Origin of the sequence: Corynebacterium sp. HMSC034A01 (assembly GCF_001838175.1) — a bacterium.
Taxonomy (GTDB): Bacteria; Actinomycetota; Actinomycetes; order Mycobacteriales; family Mycobacteriaceae; genus Corynebacterium.
In genome coordinates this window covers 55,137-71,828 of record NZ_KV835942.1, presented here as the reverse complement: position 1 = coordinate 71,828, position 16,692 = coordinate 55,137, and the positions used below count along the sequence as shown (strand labels likewise).

Annotated in this window: 15 protein-coding genes; 4 read left to right on the top strand and 11 right to left on the bottom strand. The window is 65.3% G+C overall.

Annotation, left to right across the window (positions count from 1 at the left end; genetic code table 11):
* Positions 1-61: 61 nt before the first annotated feature.
* The 5 genes from HMPREF2791_RS03465 to HMPREF2791_RS03445 all read right to left on the bottom strand — a co-directional run bounded on the left by HMPREF2791_RS03465 (position 62) and on the right by HMPREF2791_RS03445 (position 5,994).
* Positions 62-1,873 carry an arabinofuranosyltransferase AftB family protein gene (locus HMPREF2791_RS03465; RefSeq protein WP_070844397.1) on the bottom strand — a complete coding sequence of 604 codons (1,812 nt, stop codon included), beginning with the start codon at positions 1,871-1,873 and terminating at the stop codon, positions 62-64.
* A gap of 25 nt (positions 1,874-1,898) precedes the next feature.
* Positions 1,899-2,894 carry a decaprenyl-phosphate phosphoribosyltransferase gene (locus tag HMPREF2791_RS03460; RefSeq protein ID WP_070844396.1) on the bottom strand — a complete coding sequence of 332 codons (996 nt, stop codon included), beginning with the start codon at positions 2,892-2,894 and terminating at the stop codon, positions 1,899-1,901.
* On the bottom strand, positions 2,894-3,394 hold the full coding sequence (locus HMPREF2791_RS03455; RefSeq protein WP_070844395.1) for a phosphatase PAP2 family protein: 501 nt from the start codon (positions 3,392-3,394) through the stop codon (positions 2,894-2,896). Before HMPREF2791_RS03455 ends, HMPREF2791_RS03460 begins: the two co-directional genes overlap by 1 nt.
* Positions 3,384-5,333 carry a glycosyltransferase gene (locus HMPREF2791_RS03450; RefSeq protein WP_141764901.1) on the bottom strand — a complete coding sequence of 650 codons (1,950 nt, stop codon included), beginning with the start codon at positions 5,331-5,333 and terminating at the stop codon, positions 3,384-3,386. The genes HMPREF2791_RS03455 and HMPREF2791_RS03450 overlap by 11 nt, the downstream gene beginning before the upstream one ends.
* Before the next feature lie 88 nt (positions 5,334-5,421).
* Positions 5,422-5,994 (bottom strand): TetR/AcrR family transcriptional regulator, encoded by a 573-nt coding sequence (locus HMPREF2791_RS03445; RefSeq protein ID WP_070844394.1) that lies wholly within the window; start codon positions 5,992-5,994, stop codon positions 5,422-5,424.
* 73 nt (positions 5,995-6,067) lie between these two features.
* Between HMPREF2791_RS03445 and HMPREF2791_RS03440 the strand changes: the two genes are divergently transcribed.
* From HMPREF2791_RS03440 to HMPREF2791_RS03425, 4 genes are all read left to right on the top strand, one after another.
* Positions 6,068-6,757: a GAP family protein gene (locus HMPREF2791_RS03440; protein ID WP_070844461.1), complete on the top strand. Its 690-nt coding sequence runs from the start codon at positions 6,068-6,070 to the stop codon at positions 6,755-6,757.
* Between the two features lie 124 nt (positions 6,758-6,881).
* Complete coding sequence (locus HMPREF2791_RS03435) at positions 6,882-8,420, top strand: SulP family inorganic anion transporter (RefSeq protein ID WP_246825409.1); 1,539 nt, start codon at positions 6,882-6,884, stop codon at positions 8,418-8,420.
* A 27-nt stretch (positions 8,421-8,447) separates the two neighbouring features.
* Positions 8,448-8,783, top strand: a complete 336-nt coding sequence (locus tag HMPREF2791_RS03430; protein ID WP_070844392.1) for a hypothetical protein — start codon at positions 8,448-8,450, stop codon at positions 8,781-8,783.
* A 112-nt stretch (positions 8,784-8,895) separates the two neighbouring features.
* Complete coding sequence (locus tag HMPREF2791_RS03425) at positions 8,896-9,843, top strand: ABC transporter substrate-binding protein (protein WP_070471965.1); 948 nt, start codon at positions 8,896-8,898, stop codon at positions 9,841-9,843.
* 6 nt (positions 9,844-9,849) lie between these two features.
* Here HMPREF2791_RS03425 and HMPREF2791_RS03420 read toward each other — a convergent pair whose 3' ends face one another.
* The 6 genes from HMPREF2791_RS03420 to HMPREF2791_RS03395 all read right to left on the bottom strand — a co-directional run bounded on the left by HMPREF2791_RS03420 (position 9,850) and on the right by HMPREF2791_RS03395 (position 16,579).
* Positions 9,850-10,617 carry an ABC transporter ATP-binding protein gene (locus tag HMPREF2791_RS03420; RefSeq protein WP_070471963.1) on the bottom strand — a complete coding sequence of 256 codons (768 nt, stop codon included), beginning with the start codon at positions 10,615-10,617 and terminating at the stop codon, positions 9,850-9,852.
* Complete coding sequence (locus HMPREF2791_RS03415; protein WP_083290084.1) at positions 10,617-11,615, bottom strand: FecCD family ABC transporter permease; 999 nt, start codon at positions 11,613-11,615, stop codon at positions 10,617-10,619. The genes HMPREF2791_RS03420 and HMPREF2791_RS03415 overlap by 1 nt, the downstream gene beginning before the upstream one ends.
* Positions 11,612-12,631 (bottom strand): FecCD family ABC transporter permease, encoded by a 1,020-nt coding sequence (locus HMPREF2791_RS03410; protein WP_070844391.1) that lies wholly within the window; start codon positions 12,629-12,631, stop codon positions 11,612-11,614. The genes HMPREF2791_RS03415 and HMPREF2791_RS03410 overlap by 4 nt, the downstream gene beginning before the upstream one ends.
* A 6-nt stretch (positions 12,632-12,637) precedes the next feature.
* Positions 12,638-13,540, bottom strand: coding sequence for a siderophore-interacting protein (locus HMPREF2791_RS03405; RefSeq protein WP_070844390.1), 903 nt, complete (start codon positions 13,538-13,540; stop codon positions 12,638-12,640).
* 74 nt (positions 13,541-13,614) lie between these two features.
* Positions 13,615-14,835: an ATP-binding protein gene (locus tag HMPREF2791_RS03400; protein WP_070471957.1), complete on the bottom strand. Its 1,221-nt coding sequence runs from the start codon at positions 14,833-14,835 to the stop codon at positions 13,615-13,617.
* 154 nt (positions 14,836-14,989) lie between these two features.
* Positions 14,990-16,579 (bottom strand): cation:proton antiporter, encoded by a 1,590-nt coding sequence (locus HMPREF2791_RS03395; RefSeq protein WP_070844389.1) that lies wholly within the window; start codon positions 16,577-16,579, stop codon positions 14,990-14,992.
* Between the last annotated feature and the right edge of the window lie 113 nt (positions 16,580-16,692).

Sequence of the window (16,692 nt, the reverse complement as noted above, 5' to 3'; positions counted from 1 at the left end):
CCCTCAAAACGTGTTTTCAGGCAAAAGACACGTTTACGTTACCAATTCGAAACGTGCCCCGCTATTCCCCGGTGTGCGCCTGCACTGGCCAGGCAATCTGTGTGCCGTCCATTCCGGGGTTCGCCCCATGGCGGATTGCGCGGCGGGTATCGGCGTCGAGGTAGAGGCCCGGGTCGCTGGAAAGCTGCAGCGTGCGGCCGTCGGTAAGCGAATAGCGCACGTTTTTCCAGAACCGCTCCCAGCTCATGGGTTCGCGCGAGGTGGCCAGCAGTTCGGCGATTTCGGGGCTACGCAGCGCCGCCCGCGCCTGCTTCGCGCGCATGGAGCTGATGAACGGCGGCAGCCCGTCCAGGTAGGTGTCGGTGTCGGCGGCTTGCCAGGCGGGGTCGAGGAATTTGTCGTGGCCGACGCGGCCTTCCGGGTCGCGCGGCATGCGCGCGGCGATGGGGGTTGCCAGGCCGACGGTGTCCAGGATGCGCACGTCGAGCGGCGCGTTCATGCTGGTCATGCCCAGGTTGATCAGGTACGCGGTCAGCGGCACGTTGCTCAGGTCCGACTCCGTGTCTTCGCGGTCGCGGTAGTACCAGCTGTAGATCTCCGGGTCGGCGGAGACGTATGCGAGGTTGAGCTGCGCGGCGTCGGCGGCGATGCCCTTGTCCAGCGCCTCTTCCCAGTTCTGCATGAGCTTGGAGCCGAGGAAGTCCTCGGCGTAGCGCGGCGGGTCGGTCAGTTCGCGGCCGACGGCAAGGGTCCAGAACTCGCGCTCGTCCACGATGCCGAGTTCTTTTTCTCCGGTCTGGTAGGCCTCCCAGTCGATGGGGTGGGCGCGCACGATGGTCACGCCGGCCCACACCGCCACAGCGGTGGCGAGTGCGACGCTGACGCGCGTGAGCGGCACCGCCATCGCGGGCAGGAGCAGCGCGAACAGCGGCAGCAGCCACATGCGCCCGTGCATGAAGTCGCCGCCGACGCGCAGCACGTAGAGGATGTGGACGAACGCGCAGCCGGTGACAAGAAGCACAATTGCTAATCGACGTCCTCCGGTCCCCCGCATCATCCACCCCACCAACGCGGCCGTTGCCAGCACGGGCAGCCAGAGCCAGTAGTAGCCCACGAAGTCGGCAAAGTACTCGAATCCGCGCGCCCATTCGGAGTCGGAGGCGGACTTGGCCACGGCGGTGTGCGGGGTAAGCAGGCCGTAGTAGCCCATGCGGAAGATTTGGTAGGCGGCCGGCACGGGCAGCGCCGCGGCGAGGATGCCGGGGGTCTTGCGCGGGGAAAACGCGATGAGAAGGATGCCGGTCACACCGCCGTAGAGCGCGAGCTCGGGGCGCACCAGCCAGGACATACCGCACCAGAAAGCCAGGAAGTACCCTGCCTCCGGCGCGCGGCGGCGCAGTGGCTCGGCCCACGCGACCAGCGCGGCCCACCACCCGGCGATCCACAGCAGCGACAGGCCCCACTCCAACCCGGAGGTGGCGAAGTCGCGCGCTGGCGGCAGCGCCAGGTAGATCACGATGCCAAGGGGCACGACGGGGCCCACTTTGCTCCAGAACCGGCCCGCGGCGAAGGTGGCCAGCGCGGCCGCCGCCACGGTGCACAGGAGCGCGAGCCACATGGCGACGTCCTCAAGCCGGGCGCCGGTGACCCAGCCGACTGCAGTGATCAGGTACTGCCACAGGGTTGAGGTGTTTGCCTCCACGCGCTCGCCGGCGTTGAACACGGGCCCGTTGCCGGCGAGCAAGTTGCGCACGGTGCGCAGGACAATCAGGCCGTCGTCGGACATCCAGCGGCGGGTCCATCCGCCCCAGAACGCGAAGATGCCCGCGACTGCGGCTGCGGCGAGCGCGGAGAGGCGGGCATGTTTGGTCATTGCGACGATGTTAGTGGGTGAAGCGCTACCAGCCTAAGTTCGGCACAACGTAGACGGCCATGGCGATGCAGAACAGCCACGCCGCGGCGAGCAGCTGCAAGACACGGTCCTCCAGCGCGATCTCGTCGGGCGCGCCGCCCTGACCGCCGTCCACCACGGACGCGTAGCGCAGGATCGCGATGACGAACGGCACCATGGACACCTGGTACCAGATGGCGGCGGTGCCCTCGACGGAGTTGGAGAGCTGGAAGCCCCACAGCGCGTAGGACATGACCACCGCGGTGGCGGACAGGGTCCACACGAACCGCAGGTAGGTCTCGGTGTAGCCCTGGAGCGAGCGGCGGATCTCCGCGCCGGTTTCCTTGACCAGCAGCAGCTCGGCGTAGCGTTTGCCGGACGCCATGAACAGGGAGCCGAAGGCGGCCACCAGCAGGAACCACTGGGACAGGTCGATGCCCGCGGCCACGCCGCCGGCCATGGTGCGCAGCATGAAGCCGGAGGACACCAGTGCGATGTCGATCACCGGGATGTGCTTCCAGCCGAAGCAGTAGCCCAGCTGCAGCGCGATGTAGATGCCGATGACCCAGGCCAGCGACGTGCCGTCGGTAGCCAGCAGCGACAGCCCGAGTGAAAGCGCCACCAGCACCGCAGCCATGACGTACGCCAGGCGGATCGGCAGCATGCCGGAGGCGATCGGGCGGAACCGCTTGGTGGGGTGGCGGCGGTCGGATTCGACGTCGCGCGCGTCGTTGATCAGGTAGATCGAGGACGCGCCGAAGCAGAACACCACAAACGCCAGGAGGATGTCCACGGCGGTGCGGGAGTTAAATGCGTCCGCGCCGGCGGCCAGGGGCGCGGCCAGCACGAGGACGTTTTTCACCCACTGCTTCGGCCGCAGGCCCTTGAGCATCGCGTCCGCGAGGTTCTTCGGCGGCGTTTTCTTCATCACCTGGTCAACGCCGGAGGTGTGCGGCTCCGACTTGATCAGGGGCTCGTCCACGGGTTCACGGGTGTTTGCCACTAGATCCTCTTCTCAGCCTCGATTGCCACCTTCGCCGTCGCCGCGCCCAAGGCGGCACCTGCGAGGGTGTCGGTTGGGTAATGCACGCCGAGCACGTTACGCGACAGCATCATCACCGGCACGAGCAGCCACGGCCACTTCCTTCCGGTGATGTCCGCCAGGTGCACGGCCGCGGCGCCGGTGTTCGCGGCGTGCGAGGAGGGAAACGACAGCTGCGAGGGCGTTTTCACGCCGATTTTCACGCGCGGGTCGTTCGGCCGCGGGCGGCGCACGATGCGCTTGAGCACTACGGTCGCGGCGTGCGCGGCGAAGGTGCCGACGCCGAGCGCGAGCCATTTGGAGCGATTTTGCTTATCGACGGCTCCGCCAAGCCCCGCCACCGCCAGCCAACCGAGGTCGTGCTCGCCGAAGTGGCTGAGCGCGCGGGCGGCTTTCGCGGTTTCCGGGGTGTACAGCTCGTCCTGGATGGCGACGAGCAGGTCTACCTCGTTATTGCGCATCGAAGATCTTCCCCCAGTTCTCGTGGCTGGTCAGCTCGCCACGCGCGTCGCGGTAAGTGCGCTTGAGCTCCGGCCAGCGTTCCTTAATCTGGGCGCGCAGTTCTTTCTGCTCTGCCACGAGGTCGTCGGCAAGCTTCTTGTCGCGCTTGCGGAAGGCCACGCCGGTGCCGCCGGCGGTGGACACGGTCGCCGAATCCACACGGGCGAGCGTGTACCAGCGCGCCTCGTCGGCGGTGAGATTGAGCTGCGGCGCGTCCCAGTGCGCGCGGTCTTCGTCCTTGCGCAGGTGCATCAGCGCCTTGACGGCCCACGGGATTTTCTTGATCTTGGCCAGACGCCCGCCGACCTTGTTGGTGGGCACGCCCGGCGCGCCGGTGGGCGCGGGCAGGTCGGTCGCGGACGGCAGCACCTGCGCGTCCGAGTACTCCTTGCGGATACCCTGAATCCGCGGCAGCGAGGACTCGAGGATGCCGAAGAGCTGGTCCGGGCCCGCGAGGAAGTCGCGCATCGCCTCGTTCTGGATGGCGATGGTGGAGTACTCCATGCAGAAGTAGTGCTTCGCGGTGGATTTCTGCATGTTCTTCAGCATCGCCTCCGGGTTGTCCGGGCCGTAGATGCTGGCCACGATGAGGCGGTTGCGCATGTGGAAGTACGCCTGCCAGTCAATCGCGTCGTCCTTGTCCGCCCACGCCATGTGCCAGATGGCCACGCCGGGCCAGGTGACTGTGGGGAAGCCCGCTTCTTTGGCACGCAGCGCGTACTCGTTGTCGTCCCACTTGATAAACAGCGGCAGCGGCAGGCCCATCTTCTCCGCCACTACGCGCGGGAAGAGGTTCATCCACCAGCCGTTGTAGTCCACGTCGATGCGGCGGTGCAGCGGGCGCGAGGTGGTCTTTTTCGGATCCAGGTCCTCCTCGTCCGTGCCCACGTAGCCGAGCGGGTACTTGGCAAAGTCGTGGTCGTAGACGGCGTGCTTGGCGGCGGAGAACATGAAGATCTCCGGGTCCACCGTTTCACCCGTGGTGCGCAGCTGGCTCCGGTCCTGCAGGTTGAGCATCTGCCCGCCCACCAGGATCGGCTGTGCCGCGTAGCGCGCGGCCTGCACGGCGCGGACGATGGAGTCCGGCTCGATGGCGATGTCGTCGTCCATGTACAGGATGAACGGCGCGTCGGTGCGGTTCAGCGCCTCGTACATGATGCGGGAGTAGCCGCCGGAGCCGCCTAGGTTGCCCTGCTGGAAAATTTCCAGCTTCCCGTTCAGGTTCTTCTCGGCCTCGGCGAAATCCGGCTCGTCCGCCGGGTGCTGGTCGCCCTGGTCCGGCATGAGCACGTTGCTGATGCAGGCCTCCACGTACGGGTCCTCCGCCAGCGCGTGCAGCGCGTTGACGGCGTCGCGGGGGCGGTTGAACGTGGGGATGCCCACGGCCACCTGTTTGGGCTGGGGCGGGACCACGGTGCCGTCGTCAAGCACCTGCTCCTTGGGCTCCTGCGGGGAGCACCACGCGGCGTCCGCGATGCGCGTGTCGTCCTCGGCGGTGATGTCGAACCACAGCCAGCCGCCGTCCTCGAAGTTGCTCAAGCGCAGCGGGATTTCAGTGCGGCCGGTGGCCTCGACGTTGGTGACGCTCACGCGCGTGCCGTCGTGCTTGGACCGGTAGACGGAGATGGTTGCGCGGCCTTCGACCTCCATGGCCAGGACCACGGTGTCCAGCTGCGACCAGCGGCGCCAGTAGCTCGCCGGGAACGCGTTGAAATACGTCTCGAAGCTGACCTCGTTGCCCGCGGGGACCTCGAAGCTCGTACGGTCGGACCAGCGCAGACGCTGCTTGTTGTGATCCTGCTCGATCAGGTACAGCATGCGCACGTCGTGCGGCTCGCCCTTCTTCGGCATCAGGACGCGCTGCAGCGTGTCCACGGCGAGGGTCTTGCTCGTCTCCACAGCTCTCACTTTCTGTTGTGGGCAGTTGGAGCCAAGCGTAATCGCTCCAATGGTGATTCCTTGGTGTGGCTCGCGGTTCGGTGCGGTGCTAGCTGGAGAAGAGGAGGCGCAGACCTTCGCGGAGGTCTGACACGATGCGGTCGGCCTCCGATTCGGGAACCCGCAGGTTATCCAGAGCGAGACCGTTGATTAGCGCGGTAACTAGGCGCGCTTTGGGCTTTGCACCCTCCCCACCGCCGAGCGCAGCGACAACGCTGCCCTGAAAGTCTTCAAGCACCTCGGTGTAGAGCTTCGCAATCCAGCCCCGGGTTGCAGAGGCGGAGCCGTACGTGACCCAGATCGCGGCATCTTCCGAACGCACCCCTCCGGTCGGGAGGAGCTCGGCAAGCCTCGCCACCCAGGTTTCGAGCTCGCCTTCCCTTTCAGGCACCGCCGCCACCCGCTCGCTCTGGCGCTGGATGGAGCGGATGAACGCGTGCGCTAGCAGGGCGTCCCTGTTCGGAGCGTGGTACTGCACCGAGCCGGCGGCGAACCCGGATTCCTTCGCCACCTCCCTCACGCTCACGGCATCAAGGCCGCGCGTCGCAATGATGCGGATGGTCGCGTCGGCAATGGTCGCGGCCGATTCTGAAAACTGATGGTCCAGGGAAAAGTCATTCATGGTTGCGCACCAGCCTACTTTCTCGTACGTTTGTAAGACAAAATACGTTCGTACGAGAGAATCGGAGCGTCGCATGGGTTCAGTCATCGCCGTTGTTGGCTTGGCGCTGCTCGACAGCCTGAGCTTGGGCACCCTTGTCATCCCCCTTGCGCTGATAGTCCACTGGCGCGCCGTCCGCGTTCCAGCGCTGACCGCGTACTTGATCACCGTCGCGGCGGTCTACTTCCTCCTCGGGCTCGGGATACTCCTCGGATTCGCAGGACTGGGGTCGGTCGCCGAACGGGTCATGCAGACCGATGTCTTCCCCTGGATCACGTTGACGCTGGGCGCGGCCCTCGCGCTTTTCGGCATCTTCGGCCCCAACCCCAAGAAGCCCGAACCCGGGCAGCTGCCGAAACGCGCAGCCGGAGCCACAAGCAGCGTGCCGAGCATGGTCGCCCTCGGCCTCGGCGCATCTCTCACCGAGGCGGCGACGATGCTGCCGTACATCGCAGCGATGGGCATCATCGGCAGCTGGGGAATCCCGTCCGTGGCCAAGGCCGGGGCCGTGGGTGTCTACTGTCTCGTCATGATTGTGCCGACAGTCATCCTCGCCACCTTGGCGCTGCTCTTCGGCCAGAAGTTCTTCCCGCGGCTCGAACGCCTCATCCCCCGCCTCGAGTACGAGGCGAAAGTGACGCTTCTCTGGATCGCCGCCATCGTCGGCATCTACATGGTGGCGTACAGCTTTGCGACGATCCGCGGCGACCTCCCCGCCTCGTGACCAAGACCGTTTTCGCGCGGCGGCTGCATTGGCGCTCACAGCGCGGGACCGATACGGTAGCTACGATTTCGTACCCTCACCTGCCCGAGGGGACATCATCTTACGCATTGAAAACGGTATGACTATGGCTGCCCCTCACACCGAGACCACTCGCGAACCGCTCGCCCCGACGGGCGTTGTGGAATCCTTCCGCTACGCATTTTCGTCCCCCGCCCGCCTGCGCAAGGAGGTGCTGGCGGGCCTGACCGTCGGGCTGGCGCTCATCCCCGAAGCCCTCGCCTTTTCCATCCTCGCCGGGGTTGATCCGTCGCTCGGGTTGTTCGCCTCCGTGGTCATGGCCATCACCATCGCGTTCACCGGCGGGCGCCCCGCGATGATCTCGGCCGCCACGGGTGCGGTCGCCCTGGTCATCGCCCCGGTGGCCCGCGAGTACGGGGTGGACTACTTCATCGCAACCGTCTTGCTGGCGGGCGTGCTGCAGATCGTGCTCGCGGCGCTCGGGGTGGCCAAGCTGCAGCGCTTCATCCCCCGGTCGGTGATGACCGGGTTCGTCAACGCGCTGGGCATTTTGATCTTCACCGCGCAGCTGGAGCATCTTATCGACGTACCAAAGGTCGTCTACGTCCTCGTCGCAGCTGGCATCGCGATCATGATCGGGTGGCCGAAACTTACGGGCGCCATCCCCGCCCCGTTGATCACCATCATCGTCATCAGCGCCGTTGTGGGGTTTGCCGGATTCCGCGTCCCCACTGTGTCGGATATGGGGCAGCTGCCGGATTCCCTGCCGCGCCTGTTCGTCCCGGATGTGCCGATGACGCTAGAGACGCTGCAGATTATTGCGCCGTATTCCCTGGCTATGGCAATCGTGGGCCTGCTGGAGTCGTTGATGACGGCCAAGCTTGTAGACGACATCACCGACACCCACTCCGACAAAACCCGCGAATCCTGGGGCCAAGGCGTGGCGAACATCGCCTCCGGCATCTTCGGCGGCATGGGCGGCTGCGCCATGATCGGGCAGACCATGATCAACGTCCGCGAATCTGGGGCGCGCACCCGCCTGTCTACGCTGCTGGCCGGCGTATTCCTCCTCGCCTTCATCCTGCTGCTCGGCGACGTGGTGGGCCAGATCCCGATGGCGGCACTCGTGGCCATCATGATCATGGTGTCTGTGGGCACCATCGACTGGCACTCGGTGCACCCGCGCACCCTGAAATTCATGCCGCTGTCGGAGACCGTGGTGATGCTGGTGACCGTCGTAGCAACGCTTGCCACCAGCAACCTCGCCGTCGGCGTCGTGCTCGGCGTGATCACCGCGATGATCACTTTCGCCCGCCGCGTCGCACACCTTGCCTCCGTCGAGCAGGTTTCCGCCGAGGACACCACCAACGATGGGCAGGTGGACACCCGCACCTACCGCATCCACGGCCAGCTGTTCTGGGCCTCCAGCAACGACCTGGTCTACGCGTTCGACTACACCGACCCGGCAGAAAACATCGTCCTCGACTTGAGCGCAGCCGAGGTGTGGGACGCCTCCACCGTGGCCACGTTGGACTCCGTCACCCGCAAGTTCGAGGAACGAGGCAAGACCGTCACCATCGTCGGCCTCGACGGGCCGAGCAAGGACCGCCTGGACCGCCTGTCCGGAAAACTCAACAGCCAATAACAGCATGTCTCCCGTAGGCTGCGAATCATGCAGTTCAAGGGATACAACGACGACGGGCTCCCCCACGACCCCGCAGGTGGACAACGCAACAGCTCCGGTTCGCCGGCGCGCAACTACGCCATCGGCGCAGCCTGCATCGTGGTGGCCGTGCTCTCGTTCGCGTTCCTCACCGGCTCCACCGCCGTGTTCATCGGCATCGCGGGCGCGGTGACCGGTGCGGTGTTTCTGGTGATGGGGATCCAGGGCAGCGGCGACCAGCAGCCGGACACCTTTGAGCAGGGAAACTTCGGCACCCAGGACCCGGGCGCGGACTACGACTGGGACGGCAACTTCCGCCGCGAGTTCGGCGACGGTCACCGCTAAAGCCCGGGCCACCTAGGTGTTGCCCGGTGGCGACGGCATACCCTAAAATAATCACGTTAGCTTAGGCACACCTAACCCAGGGTGCTTTTGTTCCCGACCGAAAGGGCGAACCTTGAAACGCACTTCCCCACTGTCACTTCAGCGGCTGACCGCTACCTTCGCTACAGCTGCGCTGCTGCTCACCGGCTGTTCCAGCGAGTCCGCCGACTCCGGCCAGCACACCGACGCGGCTGGGTCGAACGACCGCATTGTCACGCTGGGGCTTGGCGACGTGGACACCGTCCTCGCATTAGGGGAGCAACCGGTCGGCTACGCCACGTGGGAGGCAGAGGGCACGGGCGATCCGTCCGGCCTCGGACCGTGGGCGAAAGACAAGCTCACCGCCGAGGCGAACCCGATCCGCAACACCACCACCGAATTCAGCACCGACACCGCTGAGCAGGTCGCAGCGCTCGACCCGACCAAGATCATCGCCGTTAACAGCGGTTTCGACAGCGACAAGCAGGCACTGTTGCAGCAGATTGCGCCGGCGACCTTCCATTCCGACCAACACGAAGACTGGCAGGTGCCGTGGGACGAGCAGATTAAGGAGATCGCGGCGGCGTTGGGGCAGGAAGCGGAGGGCGACAAGCTCATCGCGGAATCCGAGCAGGCTTTCGCGGACTTCCGGCAGGCGCATCCGGAGCTGCAGGGCAAGACCGCGGTCATCGGGATGCCTTACGACGGCAAGCTCGGCGTGTACACGGCAAGCGACGGCCGCGGCTCCTTCATTGAAAAGCTCGGGTTCACCATTCCGGACAAGTTCAACGGTGACGGATCCAGCTTCTTCATCGATTGGTCCCCAGAGAACTACTCCGATCTCAACGACGTGGACTACGTGTTCATCCTGGACTACTACGGCGCGATCGACGCGCTGAAAAACGATGCCTCGTTTGCGAACCTCGACGTCAACACGCGCGGGGGCGTGCACTGGCTCGACACCGACACCGCCAACGCGATGAGCATGCCCAACCCGCTGACCATCCCGTACGCGATCACACAGATTGGCCAGGAGCTCTAGAGCGCGCTAGCGGGGCACGATCAGCGGCCCTCCTGCCACCGGGTCCTCGGCAACCACGGCGGGCAGCGAGAATACGTCTGCAAGCAACTGTTCCGACACCACCTCGGCGGGCGTGCCCGCCGCTTGGACCTCGCCGCTTTTCATCACGACCAACTGGTCGGAAAAACGCGCCGCGAGGTTCAAATCGTGCAGCACCATGACCACGGTGCGCCCCATGTCATCGGCGAGACGGCGAATAAGCGCAAGTAACTCGACGGAGTGGGAAAGGTCTAGATACGTGGTCGGCTCGTCCAAAAGCACGAGCGGGGTGTCTTGGGCGAGCACCATCGCGATCCACGCGCGCTGCCGCTGCCCGCCCGAGAGCCGCTCGAGCGGGCGCTCCGCGAACTCGGACACCTGAGTCAGCTCCATCACCTCGTCCACCATCGCGCTGTCTTTCTCCGAGGCCTGGCGCAGCCACGTCTGATGCGGGTGGCGCCCGCGCCCGACCAGGTCACGCACCGTCAGCCCGTCCGGCGCTACGGGGGTTTGCGGCAGCACAGCGAGCGTGCGGGCGATCTCTCGGCGTTTCATCTCCGCGGTGTTTCGGCCGTCCAGGACAACCTCGCCGCGCTCACGCGGAATCAGGCCAGCAACCGCGCGCAATAACGTTGATTTACCGCAGCCGTTCGGCCCGACGATGGTTGTGACGCCGCCGCGTGGGACATCGAGGGCGAGCCCGTCGATAATCGTTGCCGCACCGTAGCTGACGGTGAGATCACGCACGTGAAGCATTACAAGGTCACCTTTCTGGTCGCGCGCATCAGCGCGTAGAGCAAAGCCGCCCCGCCGAACGCTGACGTGGCCACGCCTACCGGCAAGTCTCCCGGCACGACGGTGCGCACCGCGAGGTCCGCACCGGCGACGATCAGCGCGCCGGCAATCATCGCGGTGCCGAGTGGGGGCGTGGGGGCATGCGCTAATCGACGGCCCACGTGCGGCGCCACAAACGCCACAAAAGCAATCGGGCCTGAAGCCGCCACCGCCGTCGATGTCAACGCCACGGCAAGCACCATGAGCGCAAGCTGGGTGCGCCGCGGGTCGACGCCCAGCCCCGCAGCCGTGTCGTCCCCGAGAGAGAGGGCTTCGAGCTGGAACGCCGCCCAGCGCAGCAGCGGCACAACCAGCGCAAGCGCCACCAACACAGCTGCGGCGTCACCCCAACCTGAGGATCCGACAGAGCCGGTCACCCACGCCTGGGCTTTGCCCACATCGCGGTAGTCGGCGCGGACGAGGAGGAAGGAGTTGTACGCCACCGCCAGGGCGTTGAGGATAATGCCGGCGAAGATGAGCTGGAACGATCCCAGACCGCCCCCGCGGCTGAGCCACCACATCGCCAAGGAGACCGCTATCCCGCCGACAAACGCGCTCAGCGGCACTCCGAGCGCGCTGAGCAGCGCCCCGGTACCGCCACCCGCGAGGAGCGCCGTGAGTGCGAACGACGACGCACCTGAAACAACGCCCAGGATGTCTGGGCTGGCCAGCGGGTTACGAGTGATCGTCTGAAAGATCGCGCCCGCAAATCCGAGCGCGGCCCCCACCGCCAGTGCCGTGGCAACACGCGGCAGGCGCCACTCAACGACCACGGTGCGGGCCATGCCGGTGGACTGTCCGGTAAGGGCGGCGAGGACGTCGTGAAGCCCAAGCCCGAATTCCCCCACCATGATGCCTCCGAGCGCGACGACGAGCCCGCACACCGCGAGCACGACATTGACTGCAAATGTGCGGGTCACAGCTTCGCCCCCTTCCGCAGCAGGTACAGGGCGAACGGGGCGCCGACGAATGCGAGGGTGATGCCAACTTGCAGCTCACCGGGGCGGGCGATGACTCGGCCGGCGACATCCGCGAGGAGCAGCAGCGTCGCACCGGCGAGCGCGGAGCACGGCAGCACCAGACGGTAATCCGGCCCGGTCAGGGAGCGGACGATATGCGGCACGACCAAGCCGACAAACCCGATCGGGCCCGCCCCCGCCACAGCTGCACCGGCAAGAAGGGCGACCAGCAGGATCCCCACCGCGCGTGCAGCTGCGACGTTGACGCCGAGCGAGTGCGCGACGTCATCGCCCAGGTTCACCATGTTCACCCGGTTCGCCGTGGCGAACGCGGCGACTAAGCCGACCAGTATGACCGGGGCGACGGCGGCGACAATGTGCATGTCCCGGCCCGCGACAGAGCCCGCCGTCCAAAACCGCATGTCATTGAGGCTTTGCGTGCTGGTGAGCACGATGCCGCTGGTCAGCGCGGAACACACCGCCCCAAGCGCGGACCCGCCGAGTACCACCGTGATCGGAGTGGTCCCGCGGCTTCGGGCGCTCAGTGCGAAGACGAGCGCTACCGCCATGGTCGCGCCGAGGAAACCTACCCCCACCGCGACCAACACCGGTAGCGAGCCGAACACGGCGGTTGCCGCAGCCACCGCAAGCGCCGCCCCAGGGGCGATGCCCAGCAGGTTTGTGTCAGCCAGCGGGTTGCGTGTGTGCCCCTGAAGCAGAGCTCCCGCTGTGCCTAATGCCGAGCCGGCGAGCAGTCCGAGCAACGTGCGCGGTACCCGCAGTTGGGCAACCACTTGCGCTTCCTCGCTGACCTGCCCAGATTCGGTGTGGAACGCGAGGGCAAGCCCGTCACGCACAGCGCTGACACTTTCTGCCACGCTCATCTGCCGCGCGCCGACGGCGAGCGAGAGCAACACCGCGGCGACAGCCGAAATCCCGAGCGCAATGGCGAATCCCGCGTGTCTAGTCGCACTCATGGCCTGTCACCGCCAATACCCCATGAACGAGATGTGCTCGCGCGGCAATCCCGCCTCCTTAACCAACAGGCGGCGCATCGCTTTCACCGAAGTGTTCTTGCCGGCGATCCAGTAGTAGGTATGTCCGGACGCGCCCGCCCCACTGTTGATGGATTCCCCGCTTCCCGAATACGTCGGGGTTTCCCAGACATTGTCTCGCTGGAGGCCACCGTCGTTATCGGGCTCATCGGTGGTGGGAGCTGCTCGGCCCCGCAGCGGCTCAATGTCCTGTTTAAGCTGCGCGTAGAGCTTGTCCCCATGCCCGACTTCGGGCTCGGTGCGGAAGTGCCAGCGGACATCAACGTGGGCAGGCGCATCGATTTGAAGTCTGTTGCCCACCGGCACCTCAATATCGGCGGAACCGGCGAGGTCTTCAGGCCAGTCCTCCAGCACTCGGGAGATCGCGGGAAGGGCAGTTTCATCGCCGTACAGTCGAGCTGCCGCGGCAGCGCCGGGAGCGAATTCGATGCCGACGCCAGACGCGTCATCGCGGGTCGGCCCAATGATCCACAGCGCCTGCCCAGGCAGCGCGCTTTCTGCCCACGCGGAGGCCGGCCCAGCGTTGTGGCTGTGCAGCACGAAATCCACATCGAGTTCGTCCGGGTCACCGTCGTTGCGCCGGAGGTCGCGAATGGAGTAGGTGCGGAGATGCCCGCGCGTGTGTTCCGGCATGGCGCGCCAGAGGTCCCACCACCCCTCGGCCGGCAAATCAACAAGCCCTGCCTCCGACGGGATGATGAGCTTGATCCGCAGATCCATGATGGGCACAGCGGGACCCATTGCGTCGACACCAGTGAACGTCACACGTTGAAAATTCGGTGCGATGCGCTCGCTGCGAACGACTGTTGCAAGGAAGGGCCGGAAACTCACCGCACGGACTATATAGGATTGCCTAACTTAACAAAAGTGCGGGGCTTGTCGATCAGCAAAAGCGCCAACTTTAACTACGGCCCCAGAGCCCCAATAGGAATTACTGCAACCCCGTCGTTCCGGCGGAGTGCGGGTCCTCCCGAGGTGATCACCACCAAGGCTGGGTCGTCATCAAGGTGCCCTGCGAACCTCTTGAGCGTGTCGGCCGCATGCTCAATCACCTCTGGGGTGTAGCCCAGTTTTACCTCGACCAGCACATCCCGGCCGCCGACGTTCGCGACCGCGTCGACCTCCAGCTTCGTATTAAGCCGGGCGTGATACACCGTTCTGCCCGTGAACGCACGTAGTTCGTGAACCACAAGTGACTCAAAAAGTTGGCCGAAGTACGCCGGATCTCGAAGGAGATGCTCCGGCCCACGATCCAGCGCCGCCATAGCAAAGGAGGGGTCAGCGAGATGGCGCTTCGGCGCTTTCCTCAACGTCGCTTTAGAGCGCAGGTGCGTGAACCACGCAGGCTGGTCCACAGAGACGAAGATGCTCGCCAGGGCATCGAGATAGTCCCGGGTTGTTTCCCGCGAGGTATCGGCATCGGTCGCGATGGTTTGCAGCTCCAGCTCGGTGCCCACACCACGAGCTAACGAACGGATCATCCGCCTCACCCGCTCTGAATCACGGTTCACTCTGCCAGGGGCGTGGACATCCACGGCCGCAACGGTTTGTACGTAGTCTCGGACGTTTTCAAGCGCATCCTCAAATGGGAGACCAACGTTGTAAGGAAGGCCACCCCGACACACTCGTTCCGCCAGCTGCGGCAGTGTTAACGCTGGTGCCGAAAACGGCAACGGGTCCCCTGCAACTGCCGCAGCAAGCGAAACCGACCCATCCGATTCTCCGGTTTCAAAAAGGGTCATCGTCGACATCGTCATTCGTGCGAACCGGCCGGCACCCGAGTGGCTCGTTGCGTTCGCCCCGGGGGCCGTGGAACCGGTGAAGATGAACTGCCCCTTCGCCTGACGCTCGTCAATGGCGTGCCGTGCGAAATCCCACAACCTCGGCTGCAGCTGCCATTCGTCGATAAGCCGCGGTGTGGCTCCTTCGAGCAGCAGCCGCGGGTCATTATCCATAGCGAGGGTGACGCCAGGATCGGTCTCAACGTTCAGAAAACTTGCGGCTTGCTGTTTCGCTGTCTCTGTCTTTCCACAACCTTTTGGTCCCTGAATAAGGACACCGCCCTGCCTGCGGAGCGACCGCACCAATTCAGCATCCGCCAGTCGTGGAATATATCCGTTCGCCATACAGCCGCATATTAGCAGCTAAACGATCCAGGTTGGCATTTTGAAAACGGTTTGCTTGGCATTCTGAAAACAGATTGCTTGGCGTTTTGAAAGCGATCCGCTTGGCATTTTGAAAACGGGGCGGGCCGGGGGCTCTTCGATAGGCAAAAGCCCCTTACTTCGGCTCCCACAAGCTGCTCGGCCCAGTGAGAGCCTTGCGGTCGCGCGCGAGAATGAGGCGGTCCAAGTCAGCGAGCACCGCGTCGACATCGGACGGGTTATAGCGGCGCTCGCGCCGCGCCCGCTGCAGCTCGCGGCTGGCGGCGCGCAACGCCACATCTTGCATCTGCACCGCACCAGCGCGGGCGCGCTTGAAGGCTTCCTTGCGCTCCTCGGAGCCTTCCGGATCCTGCAAGCGCTTCTCCGCAAACGAATTCAGCCACTCCTGCACCATCGCGTAGGCCTCGGGCTGGTGCTCCTCGCCGTGCTCGCGCACCGCCTTACGCGCAGCCGCGTACGCCCGCTGGTTCAGCTCCTCGAGCGCCTTGTCGGCGCCAGGCCCGTTTTGCAGATCAAGCTTGTCGACGAGCCAAGGGAGCAACAACCCCGGCACCACCATCGTGCAAGTGAGCACGGTCAGCGCGATGACCGACAGTTCGTGGTGGTAGCTCGTCGCCGACGCCGGGATTGCCAGCACGAGCGCCAGCGTGACCAGCCCGCGCATGCCTGCCCACGCCATGAGCAGGACCTCCTGCAGCCGCAGCGGGGAGACGTTCGTGCGGCGCTTTTTCTCGTTGAGCTTGTACAGCACCCACATCCACACGAAGCGCACCGCGAACGCGACGACGGACAGCACAACGCCCACTTGCACCGCCTGCCAGATGTGCGTGCCCGCGGTGTCCAGCGCGTCGCGCACGCTCATGCCGATCAGGCCGAACGCCACGCCGGTAAACAGCAGCTCCACCGTCTCCCAGAAGGAGTGGCCGGTCAGGCGGTCTTCTGCGGTCATGGCGGAACGCGAGGACATCTCCACCGCGGCGATGACGATCGCGATGACGCCGGACGCTTCGATGGCCTCGCACCCTGCGTAGATGGCGAACGGGAGCACCCAGGTAAACGCCGTGCGGATCACGGAATCAGGCACGGAGTTGGCAAAGACAGCGGCCAGCCTGCCCACGACGAGGCCGATCAGCACCGCGGCGATGGCGGCGTAGAGGAACTGCAACACGCCCTTGCCAAAGTCGACCTCGCCGTGCGCGACCGCGGCTGCCATCGCGACGTTGAAGGTCACGATGGAGGCGGCGTCGTTGAACAGCCCCTCCGTCTGCAGCGTGCCGGTGATGCGCTTCGGGATGCCGGCCGGGCCCGCCACCGCGTCCACCGCCACCGGGTCCGGCGGGGCAATCGCGGCGGCGAGCACCATCGCGGTGGCCAAGCTGAGCCCCGGCAGCATCCACATCGCTGTGGCGGTCAGTGCGGCGATGGTGAGGAACACCAGGATGATCGACATGGTCAGCACCACGTTGAGCTGGGAGCCGATCTGCCCCCAACTCGTGCGCCGGGCCAGCGACCACAGCAGCGGCGGCAGGAAGATCGGCAAGATCAAGTGCGGATCGATGGACACCGTATCGATGCCGGGAATGAAGATCACCGGTGCGACTACCACAGTCAGAAGCGCCGGCCACGGCAGGCCGGTGCGCTCACCCACCGCGGCGACAAGGACGGTGGCCAGCAGTAGGCCGATTAGTGCTATGAAAGTTCCCACGTCGGGGTATTTTACGGCGCAATCTCCCTCGCGCACGCCAGACGTTTCTTTCCCTCTAGCCAGCAAATAGTAAAGATAGTAAAAATAGTAAAGATAGTAAGAGGTTGTAAGGA